Source organism: Phenylobacterium sp., from assembly GCF_016124325.1.
In the GTDB taxonomy this organism is placed as follows: Bacteria; Pseudomonadota; Alphaproteobacteria; order Caulobacterales; family Caulobacteraceae; genus Phenylobacterium.
In genome coordinates this window covers 1-20,920 of the sequence record NZ_WGNY01000010.1, presented here as the reverse complement: position 1 = coordinate 20,920, position 20,920 = coordinate 1, and the positions used below count along the sequence as shown (strand labels likewise).

18 protein-coding genes are annotated in these 20,920 nt (G+C 71.5%); 11 read left to right on the top strand and 7 right to left on the bottom strand.

What is annotated here, in order from left to right; translation table 11 throughout:
- Nucleotides 1-71: 71 nt before the first annotated feature.
- Nucleotides 72-1,859 (bottom strand): aspartate--tRNA ligase, encoded by a 1,788-nt coding sequence (gene aspS, locus GC203_RS04670; protein ID WP_293451839.1) that lies wholly within the window; start codon nt 1,857-1,859, stop codon nt 72-74.
- A gap of 34 nt (nt 1,860-1,893) precedes the next feature.
- On the opposite strand from aspS, the gene GC203_RS04665 reads away from it, so the two are divergent.
- Nucleotides 1,894-3,435, top strand: coding sequence for an amidohydrolase (locus GC203_RS04665; protein WP_293451837.1), 1,542 nt, complete (start codon nt 1,894-1,896; stop codon nt 3,433-3,435).
- On the top strand, nt 3,432-4,781 hold the full coding sequence (locus GC203_RS04660) for an amidohydrolase family protein (protein WP_293451835.1): 1,350 nt from the start codon (nt 3,432-3,434) through the stop codon (nt 4,779-4,781). Before GC203_RS04665 ends, GC203_RS04660 begins: the two co-directional genes overlap by 4 nt.
- On the opposite strand, the gene GC203_RS04655 is transcribed toward GC203_RS04660, so the two are convergent.
- Both GC203_RS04655 and GC203_RS04650 read right to left on the bottom strand, forming a co-directional pair.
- Nucleotides 4,769-5,614, bottom strand: a complete 846-nt coding sequence (locus GC203_RS04655) for a hypothetical protein (protein WP_293451833.1) — start codon at nt 5,612-5,614, stop codon at nt 4,769-4,771. The two genes, GC203_RS04660 and GC203_RS04655, sit on opposite strands and share 13 nt — an antisense overlap.
- Nucleotides 5,615-5,681: 67 nt before the next feature.
- Nucleotides 5,682-7,031, bottom strand: a complete 1,350-nt coding sequence (locus GC203_RS04650) for a serine hydrolase domain-containing protein (protein ID WP_293451831.1) — start codon at nt 7,029-7,031, stop codon at nt 5,682-5,684.
- 108 nt (nt 7,032-7,139) lie between these two features.
- Between GC203_RS04650 and GC203_RS04645 the strand changes: the two genes are divergently transcribed.
- Together GC203_RS04645 and GC203_RS04640 are read left to right on the top strand one after the other, a co-directional pair.
- Nucleotides 7,140-7,631, top strand: coding sequence for an NAD(P)H-dependent oxidoreductase (locus tag GC203_RS04645; RefSeq protein WP_293451829.1), 492 nt, complete (start codon nt 7,140-7,142; stop codon nt 7,629-7,631).
- 109 nt (nt 7,632-7,740) lie between these two features.
- Nucleotides 7,741-8,631 carry a DUF481 domain-containing protein gene (locus GC203_RS04640; protein WP_293451827.1) on the top strand — a complete coding sequence of 297 codons (891 nt, stop codon included), beginning with the start codon at nt 7,741-7,743 and terminating at the stop codon, nt 8,629-8,631.
- Here the strand turns inward: GC203_RS04640 and GC203_RS04635 are convergent.
- Complete coding sequence (locus GC203_RS04635) at nt 8,628-9,863, bottom strand: cytochrome P450 (protein ID WP_293451825.1); 1,236 nt, start codon at nt 9,861-9,863, stop codon at nt 8,628-8,630. The genes GC203_RS04640 and GC203_RS04635 overlap by 4 nt on opposite strands.
- Nucleotides 9,864-9,993: 130 nt before the next feature.
- Here GC203_RS04635 and GC203_RS04630 point away from each other — a divergent pair, with 130 nt between their 5' ends.
- The 5 genes from GC203_RS04630 (at nt 9,994) to GC203_RS04610 (ending at nt 14,795) form a co-directional block, all read left to right on the top strand.
- A complete protein-coding gene (locus tag GC203_RS04630) occupies nt 9,994-11,628 on the top strand; it encodes a DUF389 domain-containing protein (RefSeq protein WP_293451823.1) in 1,635 nt (544 codons plus the stop codon).
- 67 nt (nt 11,629-11,695) lie between these two features.
- Nucleotides 11,696-12,262, top strand: a complete 567-nt coding sequence (locus tag GC203_RS04625) for a peroxiredoxin family protein (protein ID WP_293451821.1) — start codon at nt 11,696-11,698, stop codon at nt 12,260-12,262.
- Between the two features lie 127 nt (nt 12,263-12,389).
- Complete coding sequence (locus tag GC203_RS04620) at nt 12,390-13,034, top strand: hypothetical protein (RefSeq protein ID WP_293451819.1); 645 nt, start codon at nt 12,390-12,392, stop codon at nt 13,032-13,034.
- A 21-nt stretch (nt 13,035-13,055) separates the two neighbouring features.
- Nucleotides 13,056-13,868 (top strand): enoyl-CoA hydratase, encoded by an 813-nt coding sequence (locus GC203_RS04615; RefSeq protein WP_293451817.1) that lies wholly within the window; start codon nt 13,056-13,058, stop codon nt 13,866-13,868.
- A 213-nt stretch (nt 13,869-14,081) separates the two neighbouring features.
- Nucleotides 14,082-14,795, top strand: coding sequence for a hypothetical protein (locus tag GC203_RS04610; protein WP_293451815.1), 714 nt, complete (start codon nt 14,082-14,084; stop codon nt 14,793-14,795).
- 3 nt (nt 14,796-14,798) lie between these two features.
- Here GC203_RS04610 and GC203_RS04605 read toward each other — a convergent pair whose 3' ends face one another.
- A complete protein-coding gene (locus GC203_RS04605) occupies nt 14,799-16,454 on the bottom strand; it encodes a M10 family metallopeptidase C-terminal domain-containing protein (RefSeq protein WP_293451813.1) in 1,656 nt (551 codons plus the stop codon).
- A 154-nt stretch (nt 16,455-16,608) separates the two neighbouring features.
- Between GC203_RS04605 and GC203_RS04600 the strand changes: the two genes are divergently transcribed.
- Nucleotides 16,609-16,965 carry a c-type cytochrome gene (locus GC203_RS04600; RefSeq protein ID WP_293451811.1) on the top strand — a complete coding sequence of 119 codons (357 nt, stop codon included), beginning with the start codon at nt 16,609-16,611 and terminating at the stop codon, nt 16,963-16,965.
- Here the strand turns inward: GC203_RS04600 and GC203_RS04595 are convergent.
- Nucleotides 16,962-19,058, bottom strand: coding sequence for an ATP-binding protein (locus tag GC203_RS04595; protein ID WP_293451809.1), 2,097 nt, complete (start codon nt 19,056-19,058; stop codon nt 16,962-16,964). The genes GC203_RS04600 and GC203_RS04595 overlap by 4 nt on opposite strands.
- A 180-nt stretch (nt 19,059-19,238) precedes the next feature.
- Here GC203_RS04595 and GC203_RS04590 point away from each other — a divergent pair, with 180 nt between their 5' ends.
- Nucleotides 19,239-20,390, top strand: a complete 1,152-nt coding sequence (locus GC203_RS04590; protein ID WP_293451807.1) for a helix-turn-helix transcriptional regulator — start codon at nt 19,239-19,241, stop codon at nt 20,388-20,390.
- Here the strand turns inward: GC203_RS04590 and GC203_RS04585 are convergent.
- A partial coding sequence (locus tag GC203_RS04585; protein ID WP_293451805.1) for a hypothetical protein occupies nt 20,387-20,920 on the bottom strand: 534 nt, incomplete at its 5' end. The two genes, GC203_RS04590 and GC203_RS04585, sit on opposite strands and share 4 nt — an antisense overlap.

Sequence of the window (20,920 nt, the reverse complement as noted above, 5' to 3'; positions counted from 1 at the left end):
GGTGCGGTGAGGCCGGCTGCGTTCGCCTGACCACGCACGCCTTCGCCTGATGCGCTCCAGCCGGCTCGGCGTCAGACCTTGATCGGCGGCGCCAGCCGGATGTGAAGCTCTTTCAGCTGCTTGTCCGAGACTTCCGAGGGCGCGTTCATCATCAGGTCCTGCCCCTGCTGGTTCAGCGGGAAGGCGATGACCTCGCGGATGGCCGTCTGGCCCGCCAGCAGCATGACGATCCGGTCGATGCCGGGCGCGAGGCCGCCGTGCGGCGGCGCGCCATGGCGGAAGGCGTTCAGCATGCCGCCGAACTGCTCCTCGACCACGTTCGGACCGTAGCCGGCGATCTCGAAGGCCCGCAGCATGATCTCCGGCAGGTGGTTCCGGATCGCGCCCGAGCACAGCTCGTAACCGTTGCAGACGATGTCGTACTGGTAGGCCAGGACGTCCAGCGGGTCCTTGGTGTTCAGCGCTTCCAGCTCGCCCTGCGGCATCGAGAACGGATTGTGGCTGAAGTCGACGTGGTTCGTCTCCTCGTTCAGCTCGAACATCGGGAAGTCGACGATCCAGCAGAACTCGAAGCGGTCCTCGTCCACCAGCTTCAGGTCGGTCCCCACCTTGGTGCGGGCGTTCCCGGCGAACTTGGCGAACACCTTGGGATCGCCGGCCACGAAGAAGGCGGCGTCGCCCTGCCCCAGGCCCAGTTGACCCATGATCGCGTCGGTGCGCTCGGCCCCGACGTTCTTGGCGATCGGGCCGCCCCAGCCGCCCTGGTCGTCGCTCCAGAAGATGTAGCCCAGGCCCGGCTGGCCCTCGCCCTGCGCCCACGAGTTCATCCGGTCGCAGAACGCGCGGCTGCCGCCCTTCGGCGCCGGGATCGCCCACACGGCGTTCTTGGCGTCCTCCAGGATGCGGGCGAAGAGGCCGAAGCCGCCGCCGCGGAAATGCTCCGACACGTCCTGCATCACCAGCGGGTTGCGCAGGTCGGGCTTGTCGGTGCCGTACTTGGCCATGCACTCGCGGTAGGGAATGCGCGGGAACGGGTACGGCGTCACCGGCTTGCCTTCGGCGAACTCCTCGAAGACGCCGTGCATCACCGGCTCGATGGCCGCGAAGACGTCCTCCTGGGTGACGAAGCTCATCTCCACGTCGAGTTGGTAGAACTCCAGGCTGCGGTCGGCGCGCAGGTCCTCGTCGCGGAAGCAGGGCGCGATCTGGAAGTAGCGGTCGAAGCCCGAGACCATCAGCAGCTGTTTGAACTGCTGCGGCGCCTGCGGCAGCGCGTAGAACTCGCCCGGATGCAGCCGCGACGGCACCAGGAAGTCGCGCGCGCCCTCGGGCGAGCTGGCCGTCAGGATCGGCGTCTGGAATTCCAGGAAGCCCTGGGCGATCATCCGGTTGCGGATCGACTGGATCACCTTCGAGCGCAGCACGATGTTGCGGTGCAGGGTCTCGCGGCGCAGGTCGAGGTGGCGGTTCTTGAGGCGGATGTCCTCGGGATAGTCGGGCTCGCCGAAGACCGGCAGCGGCAGTTCGCTGGCTTCCGACAGCACCGCCACCGTCTTGACGCTGATCTCGACCTCGCCGGTGGGCAGGTTGGGGATCACGGTCTCGGCCGAACGGGCCACCACTTCGCCGTCCACGCGGATCACGCTTTCGGCCCGCAGGTGCTCGACGACGCCGAAGCCGGGCGTCGACGGGGCGAAGACCAGCTGAGTCAGACCATAGTGGTCGCGCAGGTCGATGAAGATCAGGCCGCCGTGGTCGCGCTTCCTGTGGACCCAGCCCGAGAGGCGGACCGTCTGTCCGGTGTCGGCGGCGCGGAGCGCGCCGCAGGTGTGCGTGCGGTAGGCGTGCATTTTCAACAAAATTCGGGGTGATTTACGAGGCGCGGAAGGGCGCATGGAGGGGGCGGAAAGTCAAGGCGCGGCCGAACCGCAGCCGCTTGACTTGCGCGCCGCGCGCCGCTCCCATCCATGGCATCTGATTGGGGCTAGTCCATTGCATCATGCCATCAGGGCCGCCTGCGCGGTCCTCGCCAGCGCGGGCCTCGCCGCCTGCGCGACCACCGCCACCAAGGCCGCGTCGAGTCCGGTGCCCGCCGCAACGGCGTCAGCCGAGCTGCCGAAGGGCCTCGACCCCGAAGCGGCGAAGAACCCCTTCCCCAGCACCTACAGGCCCCTGCCCGGCCGCCCGACGGCGATCGTCGGGGCCACGGTGTTCACCGGCACGGGGTCGCAGGTCGACAACGGCACGGTGCTGATCAAGGACGGCAAGGTCGAGGCCGTCGCCGCCGGCCTCGCGCCGCCCGCCGGCTACGAGGTGGTCGACGCCCGCGGCAAGTGGGTCACCCCCGGCCTGATCGACACCCACAGCCACCTGGGCGTCTATGCCGCCCCCGAGGTGGCCGCCCACTCCGACGGCAACGAGGCCACCGATCCCAACACCGCCCAGGTCTGGGCCGAGCACTCGGTGTGGCCGCAGGACCCCGACTTCAACCTCGCCCGCGCCGGCGGGGTGACGACCATTCTGGTGCTGCCCGGCTCGGCCAACCTGTTCGGCGGTCGCGGCGTCACCCTGCGCAACGTGCCGGCGCGCACCGTCCAGGACATGAAGTTCCCCGACGCCCCCTACACGCTGAAGATGGCCTGCGGCGAGAACCCCAAGCGGGTCTACGGCAGCCGCAACCGCTCGCCCTCCACCCGGATGGGCAATGTGGCCGGCTATCGCGCCGCCTGGATCAACGCCGCCGACTACATGCGCAAGTGGGACGCCTACTACGCCAAGGTCGCCAAGGGCGAGAAGGCCGACCCGCCCAAGCGCGACCTCCAGCTCGACACCCTGGTGGGCGTGCTGAAGGGCGAAATCCTGGTGGAGAACCACTGCTACCGGGCCGACGAGATGGCCCAGATGATCGATATCTCCAAGGAGTTCGGCTACCGGATCACCGCGTTCCACCACGCCGTGGAGTCCTACAAGATCGCCGACCTGCTGGCCGCCAACGACATCTGCACGGCCACCTGGACCAACTGGTGGGGCGGCAAGCTCGAGCAGTACGACGCGATCCCCGCCAACGTGCCGCTGGTGGAGGCCGCCGGGGCCTGCGCGATCATCAAGTCGGACGACCCCGACCTGATCCAGCGGCTCAACCAGGAGGCCGCCGAGGCGCTGGCCGCCGGGCGCGCGGCCGGGCTTTCGATCACCGAGGCGCAGGCGATCCGCTGGATCACCGCCAACCCCGCCAAGGCCCTGGGCATCGCCGACCAGACCGGCTCGCTGGAGCCCGGCAAGCGGGCCGACGTGACGCTGTGGGACGCCGACCCGTTCTCCATCTACGCCCGCGCCCAGCGGGTGTGGATCGACGGCGGCGTGGCCTACGACCGCGGCGATCCGAAGTACCAGCCGAAATCCGACTTCGAACTCGGCCTGGAGGGCCTGCGATGATCCGCCCCCTCGCTCTCTTCGCCGCCGCCGCGGCCCTCGCGCTCGCCCCGGCCGCCCAGGCCGCCACGGTGGCGATCGTCAACGCCCACATCCTGACCGCCGGCCCGGCCGGAGAGATCGCCAGCGGCACGGTCGTGGTCCGCGACGGCAAGGTCGCCGCGGTCGGCGCCGGCCTGGCGGCCCCGGCCGGCGCCCAGGTGATCGACGCCAAGGGCGGCGTCGTCACGCCCGGCTTCGTCGCCGCCGATTCCGCCCTCGGCGCGATCGACATCGCCGCCCTCGGCAACGATGTCAGCGTCCGCTCGCCCGACCTGGGCGCGGCGTTCGACGTGCAGTACGCCCTCAATCCCGACTCGGTGGTGATCCCGGTCGCCCGGCTGGGCGGCATCACCAGCGCCGTCGTCACGCCGATCCCGGCGCGCCCGGGCCGCGGCGGCGACGAGGACGACGAGGTGGACGACGCCACGGCCGGCGGCGGCAGCTTCGAGGCCTCTCACGCCCTGTTCGCCGGCCAGGCGGCGGTGATCCAGCTGGGCCACGGCCAGGAGCCGTTGGTGCGCGCCAAGGTGGCCATGGTCAGCCCGTTCGGCGAGGCCGGGGCGGCCGTGGCCGGAGGCGCCCGGGGCGCCGAGATCGTGCTGATCAAGCAGGCGCTGGGCGACGTGCGCGACTACATGAAGAACCGCGCCGCCTACGAACGCGCGGGCCTGCGCGAGCTGGCGCTGTCGCGCGCCGACCTGGAGGCGCTGATCCCGGTAGTCGAGGGGCGCATGCCGCTGATCGCCGTGGTCGACCGCGCCTCCGACATCCGCGCCGTGCTCAAGCTGGCGCGCGAGGAGAAGATCAAGGTGATCCTGTCCGGCGCCGCCGAGGCCTGGCGCGAGGCGCCCGAGATCGCCGCGGCGGGCGTCCCGGTGCTGCTGCGCCCGATCACCGACCGGCCGGAGACCATGGAGATGCTGGGCGCCACCCTGGAGAACGCCGCGCGCCTGGAGAAGGCCGGCGTGACCGTGGCCCTCGAAGGCAGCAACGGCGCCCACCGCATCCACGAGCTGCGCTACAACGCCGGCATCGCGGTGGCCAACGGCATGAGCCCGGCCGGCGCGCTCGCCGCCATCACCGAGAACCCGGCGAAGATCTTCGGCGTCGCCGACCGCGTGGGCTCGCTGGAGCCGGGCAAGGACGCCGACCTCGTGCTCTGGACGGGCGACCCCTTCGAGCCGCTGTCGCAGCCGCAGCTCATCCTCGTGCGCGGGCAGGCCCAGCCGCTGACCTCACGCCAGATCGAACTGCGCGACCGCTACATGGACCTCAAGCGCCCCTACCCGCCGGCCTATACGCACTGAGCGCCGCGGCGGGCCTGGGCGGCCATCATTCCCGCGCCGAGCCAAAGGCCGACGATTGGGCTCATCGCCATGCCGACGAGCGGGACCGGGAAGGCGCCCATGAGCGGGGTCAAGGCAGACAGGATCGCATAGACCCCTAACGCCCAGGCGCCGGCGTGGGGCCGGGCGGCCGGGAAGAGCCAGAAGGAAGCCGCCGCCCCGAGGAGCGCCGTCCAGGCCGCGATGGCGGCCAGCGGCGAGACCGTCCACGCCAGGCGCATGATCTCTTCGACCTCGGGCACGGGCGCCAGGGGATCGCGCCTCAGCCAGCTCGCGCCGATCGCCATGCCGACGCCGACGACGCCGGCGATCCTGAGGGCCCGCGGAAGGCGCGAAGCGCCAAGGAGCACCGCGAGCGCGCCACCGAAGGCCGTCGCTTGAGAGGCGTCGGGCTGAACGACCAGCAAGGCCATGGCGGCGGCGGCGAACCAGGGCCAGAGCCGGCCGCGCGCCGACGCGGCGCAGGCGGCGATCGCGGGGGGCAGCAGCACCTCCGCGGCATTGATGTGCAGCGGGCCCAGGTCGAGCCAGCGGTGGACACCTAGCCGGCCGGTGTTGGCCAGGGCGCCGAGAAGGCCGATCGGAGCGGCCGCGCAGAATGCGAGCGCCACGCGCGGCCCGGCGAACCGACCGAGCAGCAGCGCCGCGAGCGCGCCCGCAGCCCAGCTCCCGAGATTCCGCGCCCAGACGGACGCCGAAACGCCCTGCGCATGCGCGACGAGGACCCCCGTCGCCACGGCGGCCAGGGACAGTCCGCCGAAGACCGCAAGCGCCCAGACGAGACGGCGCGACAACTCGAACCTCCCATGGGACGCCGGCCAGGCGGAGCCGCGGCGCGGCCCCGCCTCAGCGAACCTCGATCTACTTCTCCGGATGCAGCAGCGCCTGGTAGGTCAGCGTGCGCGCCATGGTCCCCAGGTCGTCGCCGCCGGTGCCGCCCAGGCGCTGGATCATGCCCACGAAGATCAGGTCGTTGGTGGGATCGATCCAGAACCAGGTGCCGGCCGCGCCGCCCCAGCTCATGGTGTTGGCGCCTTCCAGCGAGCCGGCCGCGCGCGGGTCCCTGTCGACCATGAAGTCGAGGCCGAAGCCGACGGCCTCGTTGAAGCGCGAGGTGTTCGTGCCGTTGGACGAGACCAGCACCGACTTGGGGATCACGTTGGTGTCCATCAGCTCCACGGCCGCCGGCGACAGGATGCGCACGCCGTCGAGTTCGCCCTTGTTGACCAGCATCTGGGCGAAGCGGGCGTAGTCCATGGTGGTGGAGACGAGGCCGCCGCCGCCCGACTCCATCGCCGGCGGCTCAAGGTAGGTCGGCAGTTGCGAGCCGAAGATGTCCTTCGCCTCCTCGATCTTCCGCGTTTCCTTGTTGCCCACATAGACCGCGGCCAGGCGTCCGGCCTTGTCGGCGGGCACGTAGAAGGCCGTGTCGTTCATCTTGAGCGGCGTGAAGATGCGGTCGCGCAGGAAGTCGCCGAACTTCTGGCCCGAGAGCCGCTCGACGATGTAGCCCTGGATGTCGACGGCCGACGAATAGCGCCAGTCGGTCCCCGGCTGGAAGATCAGCGGGATGGTCGCGGTCCGATCGATCATCTCCTTGAGGCTGGACGAGCCCAGGATGCGCTTCTCGCGGTAGAGCTTGTCCACCGGATGCTCGTCGGCGAGGCCATACCCGAAGCCGGCCGTGTGGCTCATGATCTCGCGCATGGTAGGCGGCCGGACCATGTCCTCCAGCACCATGGTGCCGTCGGGATTGACGGTCTTGACCACCTTCAGGTCCTTGAACTCGGGGACGTAGCGGGTGACGGGATCGTCCAGCCGCCACTTGCCTTCCTCGAACAGGATCATCATCGCCACGCCGGTGATCGGCTTGGTCATCGAGTAGATGCGGAAGATCGTGTCCTGGGCCATCGGCGCGCCCGTCGCCAGGCTCTGCTGGCCGTAGGTGCGGAACGACACCACCTTGCCGTGCCGCGCCAGCAGCGTGGTCATCCCGGCCACCCGGCCCTCGGCCACGGTGGCGGCCATGTAGGCGTCGAGCTTGGCCAGGCGGTCGCGGTCGAAGCCTAGGGCTTCGGGACTGGCGGCGGGGCTCAGCGCGGCGGCCGGCGCCGCTTCGGCCTTGGCCTTCGCCGCGAGCACCGGCGCGGGCGCGAGCCCGATGGCGGCCACGGCCAGAACGGCCGCGAGGCCCTGCGAGACGCGTTGCATGACAGTCCCCTCCCCAAACGCTTGTTGGGCGCGAGCTTAGGCGGCGGCGCGGCGCGCGCAAGCGCGGGTCGGTTTCAGCGCCGCAATGCTTCGACTAGCCTGGAGACCATGAAGCGGCTCCTGATCGTCTGGCATTCGCGGACCGGCGCGGCGCGGGCGATGGCCGCCGCGGCCGCCGAGGGCGCGGCCCGCGAACCCGGCGTCGAGACGCTCATGCGCGCAGCCGACGACGCGGGCCCCGACGATCTGCTCTGCGCCGACGGCTATCTCTTCGCCGCGCCCGAGAACCTCGCGGCGCTGTCCGGCGAGATGAAGGCCTTCTTCGACCGCTGCTACTACCCGGTGCTGGAGCAGCTCAACGGCCGGCCCTACGCGGCCCTGATCGCGGCCGGCAGCGACGGGTCGGGCGCCGCGCGCCAGCTCGCCCGCATCGCCACCGGCTGGCGGCTGAAGCCGGTGGCCGAGCCCCGGATCGTCTGCACCCACGCCCAGACGCCCGAGGCGATCCTGGCGGAGAAAGTCGTCCCCCAGGTCGAGCTCGACGCCTGCGCGGAACTGGGCCAGGCGATGGCGACGGGGCTGGCGATGGGCGTGTTCTAGGCGAGCCGCCGGCCGACGAACGCCTCGAAATCTCGGCCGGGGGCTTAAATCCGGGCGCGACGCGCGGCTATGCTGGCGGCTTCCCGCACAAGCCGTCGTGAGTCCCGCCATGCTTCGCACCGCCATGCCCGCCGCCCTGCTCGCCGCCGCCAGCGTGCTGTGCGCCGGGCCGGCCGTCGCCAGGGCCCTGCCGCCTCCGGTGGTCGCGATGATCGAGGCCTCCCAAGCCGATGCGGCGGTGGTGAAGGCGGCCCGCACGACCAATCCCGATTCCCAGGGGGAGATCGACGCCCTGGTCGAGGCGATCTCGGCTCGCAAGGCCGCCGACCATCGCCGGGCGATCGCCAGCCGGGGCTATTTCGAGGGCTGGAGCGGCCAGGGCCAGGCCGGCGGCTTCATCTCCAGCGGCAACAGCGATGACGCCGGCCTGTCGCTGGGGCTGAACTTCGCCAAGGAGTCGTTCAACTGGAAGCACGCCTTCAACTTCTCGGCGGACTACCAGCGCTCCAAGGGCACGGTGTCGAAAGAGCGCTACTTCGGCGGCTATGCGGGACAGCGAAAGCTGGGGCGCCGCGCCTTCGTGTCGTTGACGCTGTCGGCCGAGCGCGACCGCTTCGCGGGCTTCCGCAGCCGCTTTTCGGAAAGCCTCGGCTTCGGCTACCGGCTGATGGACGGTTCACGGCTGAAACTCGACGTCGCCGGCGGCCCCGCCCTGCGCCAGACCAACTATCTGACCGAGCCGAACCAGGCCGACTTCGCCGCCCGCCTCGCCAGCAATTTCCAATGGACGATCACGCCGGTCACGATCTTCACGCAGAACGTCCAGACCTACCTGTCGTCGAACAACTCGACGCTGACCTCGACCACGGCCCTCACCACGAAGCTGGACGCGGCGCTCTCGGCGCGCGCCTCCTTCGACGTGCGCCATGAAACCGATCCGCCCGTCGGCCGCGACCCCACCGACACCACCAGCCGCGTGACCCTGGTGTACGCCTTCTAGCGGGCCACCACGTCCAGGCGCTCGAGGCCGCGGAAGAACGGCAGGGTGCGCCAGACCGGCGGCGCATCGGGATCGGCCAGCCGCAGGTCGGGGAAGCGCGCGAACAGCCGGCTCAGCGCCACCTGCGCCTCCAGCCGCGCCAGGGGCGCGCCGATGCAGATATGCGCCCCGCCGCCGAAGGCCACGTGCGGCTTGTGCTTGCGGCTCACGTCGAAGCGGTGCGGCTCGTCGAACACCTCCGGATCGCGGTTGGCGCCGCGGAGCGACATCAAGAGCGACTCGCGCGGCTTCACCGGGCAGCCGGCCACCTCCATGTCGTGCGAAGCGATACGGCCGGTGACGTCGACGGGCGGCTCGAAGCGCAGCGTCTCCTCCACCACCGCATTGATGATCGAAGGGTCGGCCTTCAGCTTGGCCAGTTCGCCGGGATTGAGGAGCAGCAGGCGCACCGCGTTGCCGATCAGGTCGGTGGTGGTGAGGTTGCCGCCCACCAGCAGCGCCGAGAGGTTGATCCGCAGCTCGTCGTCGGAAAGTTCGGCGCCCTCGGCCTGGAGCTTGACCATGTCGGAGAGCAGGTCGTCGCGTGGATTGGCCCGGCGATCGGCCAGCGACTCTGTGAAATAGGCGTTGAGCGCCTCGCCGGCCGTCTCCATCTGCCTCGCCTGCTCGGGCGTCGCGAAGGGGTTGAGGCTCTGGATCACCCCTTCCGACCATTCGCGGAACTCGCCCAGGCGGTCGTGGTCGACGCCGAGGATCGAGGCGATCACGTCGATGGGGATCGGCACGCAGAACCGCGCCATCAGGTCGAACGGCTCGTCCCGCGGCAGGCCGTCGAGCGTGGCGTCCACGATCCGCTCCACCTCGGGCTTGAAGCGCGCCACGCGCGCATAGAGCGCCTGGGCGAGCGGTTGGCGGATCCGGGCATGGTCGGGGTCGTCCAGCATGAGAATCGAGGTGGTCGAGGTGCGCGGCACGCTCGGATCGAACGCGGCCGCGAACCGGCGTTGCAGCACCGCGCTCTCGTCGGCGTTCAGCGGGTCGCGCCAGAGGCTGCGGTCGTTCACCACCGACCGGACGTCGCCGTAGCGGGTGAAGACGATGCTTCCCGACATCGAGTCCCGGTGCGCCGGGCAGCGGGTCCGCAGATCGTCGAGCAAGGCGTGCGGATCGGTCCGGAAAGCCTCGTTGAGCGGCGTGAGCTCGAAGATCGAAGGCAGGGGCTTCTCGTCCATCGGACCGTTCCTCGGGAAGGGCGCTTCTGGAGGGCGCCGTCGATCCGAAACTTGGAACATGCCCGGCGGATTGCAAGGCTGACGCTGCGCAAGGCTGGGCGGCCGGCGCGGGCTCTCGTAAGAGTGGGACATGGCGTCCCTGGGCTGGCCCTCTCGAATCTCGGACCTCGCGCGCGAGGCGGTGCGGCGCGGCCGCGAGGCGCTGGCCTCGCCGGCGCGGTTCCTGACCGACGCCGACCGCGAGGCGATCGAGGCCGAGATCCACGGCGCGGGCGGCCTGACCAACGCCTACGGCTTCCTGTTGTTCTCCGCCTGCGGGATCGCCGCGCTGGGCCTGCTGCAGTCGTCGGTGGCGGTGGTCATCGGGGCGATGCTGATCTCGCCGCTCATGGGGCCGATCCTGTCCATGGGCCTGGCGCTGGCGCGGGTCGAGCCGCGCGCCTTCAAGAGCGCCGCGGTGACGCTCGCCGTGGGCGCCGCCCTCTCGGTGGCCGCCTCCACGCTGATCGTCTGGGCCGCGCCGCTCAAGGACCTGACGCCCGAGATCCTGGCGCGGACGCGCCCCACCCTGCTCGACCTGGCCGTGGCCATCCTATCGGGCTTCGTCGGCGCCTATCTCACCATCAACCGCAAGGGCGCCGCGATCGCCGGCGTGGCCATCGCCACCGCCCTCATGCCGCCGCTGGCCGTGGTCGGCTACGGCCTGGCGACCCAGACCTGGACGGTGGCCGGCGGCGCGGGCCTCCTGTTCCTCACCAACGTGGTGGCGATCCTGGGCTCGGTGTTCGGCGTGGCCCGCCGCTATGGCTTCCGGCCCGCCGCCCGGACCGGCGCGGCCTGGGAGGCGCCTGCTCTTCTGGCCGTCATCATCGTCCTTTGCGTGCCGTTGGGCCTGTCGCTGCGCAACATCGTGATCGAGGCGCGCGAGACGACGCGGGTGCGCGGCGCCATCGCCGAGGCCTTCTCGGGCGCCCGCCCGCACATCACCGACCTGCAGGTGGAGATGAAGCGCGGCGCGCCGTCCGACGTGCAATGCGTCGTCGTCACCCGCCGCTATGTGCCGGGCGCGGCGGAGGCGGTGGCGCGGGGCCTCGGCGGCCACGCCCAGGTGGTGATCGAGCAGGTGGTCGCCGCCGACGGCGTGCCCAAGCCCGATCCGAGCGGCGGCGCCCTGGCCAACCGCGCCATGACCTCGGCGGTCGCTGTCGCCGAGGCCACGCCGTCCGAGCGCATGCGCGCGATGCTTTCGGCCGTCGGCCGGGTGCAGGCGGTCGAGACGACCGACGACGGGCTGCAGGTCACCGTGCTGCTGAACGGCGAGCCGAAGCTCTCCGACTATCAGGCGCTTGAAGACGCCGCGCAGCGGATGACTCCGGGAACGACGGTGCGGATCCGCCCCCCGCTGATGCCCTTGCCTGACGTGGCCTTCGCGCGCGGCAGTTCGCGGCTGGACGCCGCGGCGGACGCGGCCGTGGCCACCGCGGCCTGGGCCATCTCCCGCTGGAACGCCCCGGCCGTCGAGGTGGAGGGCGACGCCAGCCCCAACCGCCGCGGACGGCGCGCGGCCGACGTCCGCCTCGCCCAGGCCCGCGCCGACGCCGTGGCCGCGCGCCTGCGCGAACTGGGCGTCGCCGAGGTCAGGACCACCACGCTCGTGCCCGAACGGCTGGAGGGCGACGAGGCGCGCTATCTCCTAGCCCGCGTGCGGCTGGTGGCCACGCCCGTGGCGACGCCCGTCGCGGCTGCGGTCGACGAGGAAGGCTGACGGGATCGGCGGTTGGCGCGCCCGCGCCCGCAGTCCAGTATCCCGCCGCGCGACCAGAGGAGGACCGATGCGCATCGACCGCCGACGCCTGATGGCCACCGCCACCGCCTTCGCCCTCCTCGCCCCCGCGGCCCGCGCCGACGCGCCGTTCGGTCCGAAGGTGGGAACCCGTGCGCCCGAGGTCGGCGCCCTGGCCGACCAGAACGGCGCGCCTCGGACCCTGACCGAACTGGCCGGCCCGAAGGGCGTGGTGCTGATGTTCTACCGCTCGGCCGGCTGGTGCCCGTTCTGTCAGGCCCAGCTCATGGCGATGAACGCCGGAGCCGCCGAGATCGAGTCGCGCGGCTACAGGATCGTGGGCGTCTCCTATGACGACCCCGAGGTCACCAAGGCCTTCACCCAGCGGCGGGGAATCACCTATCCGCTGCTGTCCGACAAGGGCTCGGTCGTGATCGACCGCTGGGGCCTGCGCGATCCGCAATACGCGGCGGGCAGCCGCGCCTACGGCGTGCCGCGCCCGGCCATCTTCGTAATCGACCGGGCGGGCGTGATCCGCGCCTCCCTGGCCGAGGAAACCTATCAGAAGCGGCCGCCGGTCTCGGAGGTCGTAAAAGCTCTGGATATGATCGGCTAAGGGGAACAGGCGTGGCCGCGCGACGGCCGCGGCGCAGTCGGGGTTTGGTATGGGCGTGAGACGGGGAACGCGCCGCGCGGGCCATGATGAACCGGCCCGGGGGCAGATCGATCTTTCGAGCCTGAGCATGGACGACCTGCATCGTCTGCTCGGGCTCGCGCGCACGCGCGGACAGGTCGCGCTGGCCGAGCGGCTGACCGCGGAGCTGGAGGCCCGCCGCAACGGGCCGGCGGCGCGACGGCCGGCTGTGCAACCCGCCCGCCCGGCCCGGCGGCGCGGGCCGGCCACCGCCGTTCTCGCCATATCGGCCATGCTCGGGGCCGGGCTGGCGTGGGGCCTCAGCCTGCCCGGCTTCTTCATCCAGGCGCCGCACCCGGTCGTGTCGCGGGCGATGGTGGTGCGGGCCTCCACCGCGCCCGTCCCGGCCTCGCCGCCGCCCGCAGAGACGCCGACCGCGCAGGAGCCTCCGGTCGCCGAGCCGGTCGCGGTCGCGTCGGCGGACAAGCCCAATCCCTGCCTCGACCTGCCCACGCCCGGCCAGCGGCTGCTCTGCGGATATCCAAGCCTGGCCATCCAGGATCACCAGCTCACAACGGTCTACGAGCGCGCCCTCAAGACCGCGCCCGACCCGCTGGGCCTCGCCCGGGAACAGGCGGCGTGGCGCCGCGCGCGCGACGGGGTCTGGGATCGCGAACAGCTCAACGCCATGTATCAGGCGAGAATCGCCGAACTGGAGGCCGCGGCCGGCGCGCCGGCTCCGCCTCCGTCATAAGGCGCGGTCGGAGGAAACGTCATGGGCTACACGCAGATTCTGTACGAGGTGAGCGACCACATCGCCACCGTCACGCTGAACCGGCCCGAGCGGCTCAACGCCTGGACCCAGGTGATGGCGGGCGAGGTCCGCGCGGCCATGGAGACCGCCGACGCCGACCCCGACGTGCGCGCCATCGTGCTCACCGGCGCCGGACGCGGCTTCTGCGCCGGCGCCGACATGAAGGACCTCGCCGACATCAGCGCCGCCGGCGGCCTCGAGGCGCGGGCCCACACGCCCTACGACCCGGACGCCCGCGCCGATTTCCGGCATCCGATGGCGTGGTTCCCGGCGGTGCGCACGCCGATCATCGCCGCCGTCAACGGGCCGGCCGCCGGCATGGGGCTGGCGCTCCTGCTGTTCTGCGACCTCCGGTTCGCCGCCGACAGCGCGACCTTCGTCACCGCGTTCTCGCGCCGTGGCCTGATCGCCGAGCACGGGATCAGCTGGATGCTGCCCCGCTTGGTCGGCCACTCCCGCGCCATGGACCTGCTGCTCTCGTCGCGGCGCGTCGACGCCGAGGAGGCCTACCGCATCGGGCTGGCCGACCGCGTCTTTCCCACCAACGCCCTGATCGCCGAGACGCGCGCCTATGCCGGCGAGCTCGCCGCAGCCGTCTCGCCGCGTTCGACACGCGTGATCAAGCGCCAGCTCTGGGACGGCATGCTGCAGGGACTCGGCGAAGCCATGAAGACGGCCGACCGAGAGATGGCCGAGAGCCTGAAGAGCGACGACTTCAAGGAGGGCGTCGCCCATTTCCTCGAGAAGCGGCCGCCACGGTTCACCGGCGCTTGAGGCGCCGCGCGCCCGGGCTTTGGGCGGTCGGGCGGTTCTCGTCTCCGCCCCGGCTTTCGCGGTTGCCGCCCAGGAGGCCGACGCGCAACTTTGTGACCCGCCCAAGGGTTGATCGCTCGGGCGACTCATCCTGCTGAGGGGGCGGGAGGCAGCAGACGGGCGATGCCGGGCGTCGATCTTTCCACGCTGAGCGCTTCGGACCTTCGGCGTCTGTTGGACCGCGCCGAAGCCCGCGGCCAGGCCGCGCTGGCCGATCAGATCAACGCAGCCCTCGTCGCCAAGAGCCGCGGCGCGCCGATCCGCGCCCTGGGGAGTCCCGCGCCGGTCCCGGATGACGATTGGGCCGACGACGAGGACGCGGATCAAGCGTTCGAGGGTGACGCCGGCGTTCGGAGGCGGTCCCGCCGGCCCCTGCTGGCCCTCGGCGGCGGGTTCGCCGCCGGTGCGCTCGCCTGGACGCTGAGCGGCCTTCAGCCGATGCAGGTCTCCCCGCCTCCGCCGCGTCCCGCCCCGGCGGCGCGCGCCATGCTGGCCCGCTACGAGCCGGCGCCGTCGACGACGCCGGCCCCGCCGTCCCCCGCCAAACTGGCCCCGACCCCGGCGCCCGACGTCGCGCCCGCGTCGCCTCCGGCCGAATCGGCGCCCATCAGGAAGGTCGACCGCTGCGCCGGGCTCGCCACCCGTGGCGAGCGTCTGGTCTGCGGCGACCCCCAGCTGAGCGCTCAGCACCGGCGCCTGCAGCAGGCCTATGTCCGCGCGCTCAACTCCCGCGCCGACCCGCAGGTGGTCGACGGCGGCCAGGCCGCCTTTCGGCTCGCGCTGAGCCGGGCCGAAGATCCCGAGCGGCTGGCCCAGCTCCTGGACAGCCGGATTCGCGAACTGAACGCCGCCGCCGCCGCCGCGCAGGCCGGACGCAGTCCGAACTGAGCGTCAGGCTCCGAAGATCCAGTCCCCGGTCAGCGTGCTCATCTGGACGCCGACCAGGATCATCTTGCCACCGCCGGTCATGTCGATGACCGTGTCCGCGCCCACCTGGGAGACCGTGTAGACCGTGCCCGGATCGAGCTGCACCCGGTCGCCCTCGGCGATGTGGAAGTCCAGCACCCGGTCGATGCCGGCCGCCCCGAAGGTGTGGAAGCGGTCCGCGCCCGCCCCGCCGGTGATGGTGTCGTCGCCCTTGTCGCCCGAGACGAAATCGTCCCCGGCCCCGCCGAAGATCACGTCGTCGTTCTGGCCGCCGCGGACGATGTCGTCGCCGTCGCCGCCGTCGCAGGTGTCGTTGCCGAGGTTGCCGTAGACCAAGTTCTGGCCGGCCGAGCCCGTCAGGCTGTCGTTGTCCTTGCCGCCCACCACCCAGTCGTCCCCGCCGCCGGAGGCGCAGGTGTCGTTGCCCATGTTGCCGTTGATGTCGTCGAAGCCCGAGCCGCCCACGATGGAGTCGTCACCCTCGTCGCCGCGAAGATAGTTCGTGCCGGCCCCACCCTCGATGGTGTCAGCGCCCGCCTTGCCGAAGATGCGATCGTCGCCTTCGCCGCCCGACAGCTTGTTCCCCACGTCGTTGCCCTGGATCGTGTCGTCGCCCGCCCCGGCGATGACGTTTTCGATCGTGGTGTCGGCCGAGGTCGCGAGGTTGTCGCGCCAGGTGTAGGTGTCGGGCTGGTTCAGGAAGTCCGCGATGAACTTCGGGTCGTATTCGGGAAACCGCGCTGTCCAGTAGGCGATCTGATCGGCGACCGACCAGATGCTGATGCTGGAGAACGCGCCGGGCGTCAGGTCGATCAGCGAACCGCTGGAATGGTCGGAGAAATTGAAGGTGTCGACGCCGCCGTCGTCGACGACGGTGGCGATCAGCGGATAGTTCTCGTCGAAGCCGTAGGCGTCGTCCGAGGTGCTGACCTGCGCTGCGCCGTACACGCCCCGGATCGCGATGATGTCCAGCGGCATCGGCGTCGCGGGTTGGACGATGAAGGTCAGGGCGGTGAGCTGGCCGTTCTGGACCTCGAAGTAGCGGAAGCTGGAGTCCGCGAAGTCCGTGTAGGACATCACCGTATAGCGGGTGTTGTCGAATTCGCTCGGGAGCGTCGCGCCCTCGAACGGGTGCTTGAGACCGAAGGCGTGACCCAGTTCGTGCAGCAGGGTCTCGAAGTAGTAGCCGCCCGGCGACGGGTCGTAGTCGCTCAGGCCGGTGTCGATCCAGATGTCGCCGTTGATCGCGTCGATCCCGGATCCCGGCGCCGGCGGATAGTAGGCGTAGGCTGCGGCGTCGTCGCCGTCGTCGAGGTGGGCGGAGGTGTCCGTGACCGCGACGCGGATGTTGCCGTAGCTCAGCGTGGTGTCGGCGACCCGCGACACGTTCACCGAGATCAGCCGCGCCCACAGCCCGACCGCGAGATCGAAGACCGAAGCCTGATCGGCGCTCAGCACGCCGTAGGCCGGGTCGTACGGCTCGTCGGTCGGCCCGTAGGACGACGAAGACCAGACCGCGCCGGGCCCGGGGATGCTGTAGCTGATGCCGGCGCCGCTCCAGCGGTTGTGATCCTCGGCCCAAAGGCCGTCATAGACCTGCTGGATCGTGATCGACCCCATGCACCACCCCCCTGCGGCGACTCTTCGACCACGACACGTTATGCGCTAGCGGCGCGTCGTCGAGCCGATTCTTCGGCTCGCGAGGTTTGACTCGCGTCAAGGTCGGGAACGAACCGACGGGCAGGATGGTCGAGTCAGTTTCGAGGATGGCGCCATGATCAGGATCGGCGGAGTTCTGGCGGGATTGGGCATGGCGGCCGCTCTCGTCGGCGCGGCGGAGGCGACTCCGCCGGAGCTCAGCGAAGCCGACCAGGTCGCGCTCGGTCAGGCGCTGACGGCGCGCAATTGCGGCATGTGCCACGCGACCGGCCCGACGGGCGTCAGCGCCAGTCCGCAGGCGCCGCCGTTCCGCCAGCTCAATCAGCACATCGACGTCGATCGGCTGGGCGAAGGTCTGGCCACCGGCATCCTCACCGGCCACCCGGCCATGCCCGAGTTCCGCTTCGAGCCCTACGAAGTGATCTCGATCATCAAGTACCTGAAGAGCATCCAAGCCAAGACGCGGACCTAGGGCGCGCCCTGCCCGATCGCCTCGTCCTCCGCGCCCTCGCCGGCCAGCGCGTCGGCGACGGCGGCGAGCAGCCTCTCGCGATGGATGGGCTTCGCCACATGGCCCTTCATGCCCGCCGCGCGACAGCGGGCGATCTGCTCCGGGCGGGCGTCGGCGCTCAACGCCACGATCGGCGTGGCGGCGGAGGCGCCCGGCAGGGCGCGGATGGTCCGGGTGGCGGTCAAGCCGTCCATCCCCGGCATGTGGACATCCATCAGGATCAGGTCGAAGACCTCGTGGCGCGCGGCCTCGACCGCCGCCGCGCCGTCGTCGGCCGTCGCCACGTCGCAGCCCGCCAGCACCAACAGCGCCTCGCCCAGTTCGCGGTTCATGGGGTGGTCGTCCACCAGGAGGATCCGCGCCGGGCGCGCCTCGGCTTCGACGAGGTCGGCCGACGCCTCGGGCGACGCCGCGACGGCAGCCGGCTCCGCATCGAGCCTGACCCAGAAGCGCGAGCCCTGGCCCGGCGTGCTCTCGACGCCGATATCGCCGCCCATTATGCGCACCAGGGCCTTGCTGATCGCCAGCCCGAGGCCGGCGCCGCCGTAGTGGCGCGTGATCGAGCTGTCGGCCTGGGAGAAGCGCTGGAACAGCCTGGACCGCACCTCCGGCGCGATGCCGATGCCGGTGTCGGTCACCTCGAACAGCATCTGCCCCAGGGCGGGGCCCAGGACGAGCCGGGCGCCGACCCGGCCCTCGGCCGTGAACTTCACCGCATTGGCCAGCAGGTTGAGCAGCACCTGGCGCAGGCGCGTCTCGTCCAGCATCAGCCTGGCTTCCGGGTCGGCGTCGCCCCGCGCCTCGACCTCGACGACCAGCGCCAAGCCTTTGGCCTCCGCGGTCGGCTCCACGATCGCGGCGGCGTCGCGCAGCACGGCGGCCGGTGCGGCGGGGCCCGGCGACAACTCCATGCGGCCAGCCTCGACCCTGGAGAAGTCGAGCAGATCGTTCACGAGGTCGGCCAGCGAGCGGCCGGCGCGGCCGACCAGCTCGAGGCGGCGGCGGTTCGCCTCGGTCAGCCCCGGATCCTCGGCGACCAGTTCGGCGAAGCCCAGGATGCTGTTCAGCGGCGTGCGGATCTCGTGGCTCATGGTGGCCAGGAAGTCCGACTTGGCCTGGCTGGCGGCCTGGGCGCGCGCCTGGGCGGCGCGGGCGACCGCCTGGCCGCGGGTCAGCATCGCCTGGAGCCGCGCCTGCCGGGCGAGCGCCAGCGCCGAGCCCATGCAGACCACATAGAGCGCGATGTGGCTGACCTCGATGTTGTGCAGGGCGCTGAGTACGAGGTCGCGGTCGGGGCCGATGCGCCAGAGCAGCGCCGGAATCGCCGCCCCCAGCGAGCCGACGACGGTCAGGGCCGTGGCCCGCGGTCCGCCCCGGAAGGCCGAATAGAGCGCCGGGCCGAAGAGCACGACCCGGAACGGCGCGTCGAAATAGTGGAGCGCGAACGAGAAGGCCGTGGTCAGGATCGCGATCGCGGCCACCTCGACCCGGCCGGCCGGAAAGCCGCGGGCCAGGCGGCGGTCCAGCAGGACCAGGACCACCGGCAGCATGACGGCCACGCCGATCACGTTGGGCACCGTCCAGTCGAGCCAGCCCTCCCAGAAGGCGTGGCCCATGCTCAGCGAGAGCAGGCCGTTGGTGACGATCGAGGCCACGCCGGTGAAGGCGCTGGCCGCGGCGGTCACGGCGACCAGCCGGCGCATGGTCCGGATGCGCCCGCAGAGCCCCAGCATGCAGAGCACCTCGCTGGTCAGCGCCTCCTGGGCGAGGTCGAGCGACGTCACGGCCATGGCGAAGGTGGGCGCGTCGCCGATGGCCAGTTCGAAGGCGGCGTGGAAGGCGCCCGTCAGGCCCAGCAGGATGTAGCCCTCGCGCCGCGGCAGGGCGAGCAGGCCGCCGATGACGATGGCGTTGGCCGTCCAGATGGTCGGCAGGCCCTCGGTCGCGCCGGCCAGGAACAGGTGATAGGCCATGGAGGCCACGTAGCCGGCCGCCAGCCATGCGATCTTGCGCCAATCGATGGCGCTCGCCCTCGATGCAATCTCTGGCGTCACCGCCAACTCCACACACCCGACACGTGCATATGTTCTGACCGGAAACGGTCCCCAATCGGTTAATTGTGGGAATTTCCCGGCCGGCGGCGGCCGGCGGCGTTTCCTCCCCTGGCCGGGGGAAGACGGCGGGCCGCGACCGCGCCAAGCTTCGCGCGCGATGTGCGTGTCCCGGATCACGGCGTGACGAAAGCGGCGGCCAAGGCGATGGCGACGCTGCGCCACATCGCGGCCGCGGGCCTGCCCGCCGGCATGGTGTTCAACGACGTCGCCCGCTGCCTGGCCGAGATCGCGCCGTTCCAGAGCGCCACCCTGGTGCTCTACGACGACGACCTGCGCCCCACCGACGCCCTCGTCACCCACGACATCTGCCCCGAGGTGTCGAACCGCTATTTCCAGCGCTGGTTCAACCGCGACGAGGCCCGGTTCATGCCCTCTCACGCCGGGGCGGCCCGGGGCGGCGCGCCCGACGTCTTCAAGGTCAGCGACTACAATCCCAGGCTCTGGGAGACCGAACTCTACGACGAGGTGTTCCGCGAGCTGGGCTTCGCCCGCATGGCCTCGATGATGCTGCGCGAAGGCGGCAAGGCCGTCGGCAACATCGCCTTCGGCCGCGCGGTCGGCGGCCCCGACTATTCCGAGGCCGACCTCAAGGCCTTCGAGAGCGCCGCCGCCTACGCCGCCCTGGCCCTCTCGCGCCGCGCCGCCGAGCCCGGCCTGTTCGAGAGCGCCGACCTGGAGGAGGTGGAGACCGGCGTGGTCACCACCAACCGCGAGGGCGAGGTGCTGCAGCTCAGCCACAACGCCTCGCGCCTGCTGCGCCAGGCCTCGATGGCCTACTACAGCCCCGCCGCCGTGCTGGAGCGCTGGCGCACGCGCGGTCCGGCCGCCGAGGCCGACGCCTGGGCCTGGGCCCGGCCGCTGCTGGCCGAGCTGGCCGCCCGCGTCGGCGCGGGCCTGGCCGGACGGCCCGGCGCCCCGGCCATCGTGCGCCGCGCCTCGCCGCACGGCGAGTTCGTGCTCAAGGCCTACGCCATGGAGGCCCAGGCCGCCGGCCGCCGCGACGACACCGTGGTGGTGCAGATCTCACGGCGCACGCCGTTGCAGGCGCGCCTGTTCGCCTCGGCCCTGTTCCGCAGCCTGACGCCGCAGGAGCAGGTGGTGTGCCGCCGGCTGCTGGAGGGCATGGGCCAGCCGCAGATCGCCGCCCAGCTCGGCCTGTCGCCGCACACCGTGGTGAGCCACGTGCGCAACCTCTACCGCCGCACCGGCGCCAACAGCCGCGAGACCCTGCAAGCCGCCGTGCTGAACGGCGGCGCGTTGGCGCTGCGCTAGGAGCTGTCCTCCCCCTCCCCGGCCGGCAGGTCGCGCCATCGGGCGGCGAGGCCGGCGGGCAGGCCCAGGACGTGACAGATGTCGGCCACGTGGGCGTCGAGGGGCACGGCGGTGTAGTCGATGGTGGCGTCGAGGTCGCAGAAGGCTTCGATGAGGTCGTCGCGATAGCTTTCGCGCTCGTCCTCGCGCTCGGTAAAGGCGTCGATCACCCGGCAGACGGCGGGGTTCAGCTCGCGGATGCGGCGCTTGATCCCGAAGGGGCTGGGCTCGGGCAGGCGCGGCCGCTCGGCCAGGCGGCGGACGCGCCCCTCGGCCAGCCGGGCCTTGATGGCGAGCGTCTGGCGGACCGAGCGGGCCATGCGCTGGTAGTTGCGGATGTGTCCGGCCACCTCGGCCGGGTCCTCGGCGGCCATGGCGGCGCCATGGGCCTTGCGGGCCAGTTCGAGGTCCATCTCGGCCAGTTCGGCGAGGATGGCCTCGGCGCGGTCTGTGGCGGCCTCGGACATGATCGCGAGGGGAACACGCCGGTG

Coding starts and splice junctions, on each gene's coding strand:
- GC203_RS04665 (WP_293451837.1), top strand. CDS start 1,894: ATGGAGGGGGCGGAAAGTCAAGGCGCGGCCGAACCGCAGCCGCTTGAC.
- GC203_RS04660 (WP_293451835.1), top strand. CDS start 3,432: ATGATCCGCCCCCTCGCTCTCTTCGCCGCCGCCGCGGCCCTCGCGCTC.
- GC203_RS04650 (WP_293451831.1), bottom strand. CDS start 7,031: ATGCAACGCGTCTCGCAGGGCCTCGCGGCCGTTCTGGCCGTGGCCGCC.
- GC203_RS04645 (WP_293451829.1), top strand. CDS start 7,140: ATGAAGCGGCTCCTGATCGTCTGGCATTCGCGGACCGGCGCGGCGCGG.
- GC203_RS04640 (WP_293451827.1), top strand. CDS start 7,741: ATGCTTCGCACCGCCATGCCCGCCGCCCTGCTCGCCGCCGCCAGCGTG.
- GC203_RS04635 (WP_293451825.1), bottom strand. CDS start 9,863: ATGGACGAGAAGCCCCTGCCTTCGATCTTCGAGCTCACGCCGCTCAAC.
- GC203_RS04630 (WP_293451823.1), top strand. CDS start 9,994: ATGGCGTCCCTGGGCTGGCCCTCTCGAATCTCGGACCTCGCGCGCGAG.
- GC203_RS04625 (WP_293451821.1), top strand. CDS start 11,696: ATGCGCATCGACCGCCGACGCCTGATGGCCACCGCCACCGCCTTCGCC.
- GC203_RS04620 (WP_293451819.1), top strand. CDS start 12,390: ATGGACGACCTGCATCGTCTGCTCGGGCTCGCGCGCACGCGCGGACAG.
- GC203_RS04615 (WP_293451817.1), top strand. CDS start 13,056: ATGGGCTACACGCAGATTCTGTACGAGGTGAGCGACCACATCGCCACC.
- GC203_RS04605 (WP_293451813.1), bottom strand. CDS start 16,454: ATGGGGTCGATCACGATCCAGCAGGTCTATGACGGCCTTTGGGCCGAG.
- GC203_RS04600 (WP_293451811.1), top strand. CDS start 16,609: ATGATCAGGATCGGCGGAGTTCTGGCGGGATTGGGCATGGCGGCCGCT.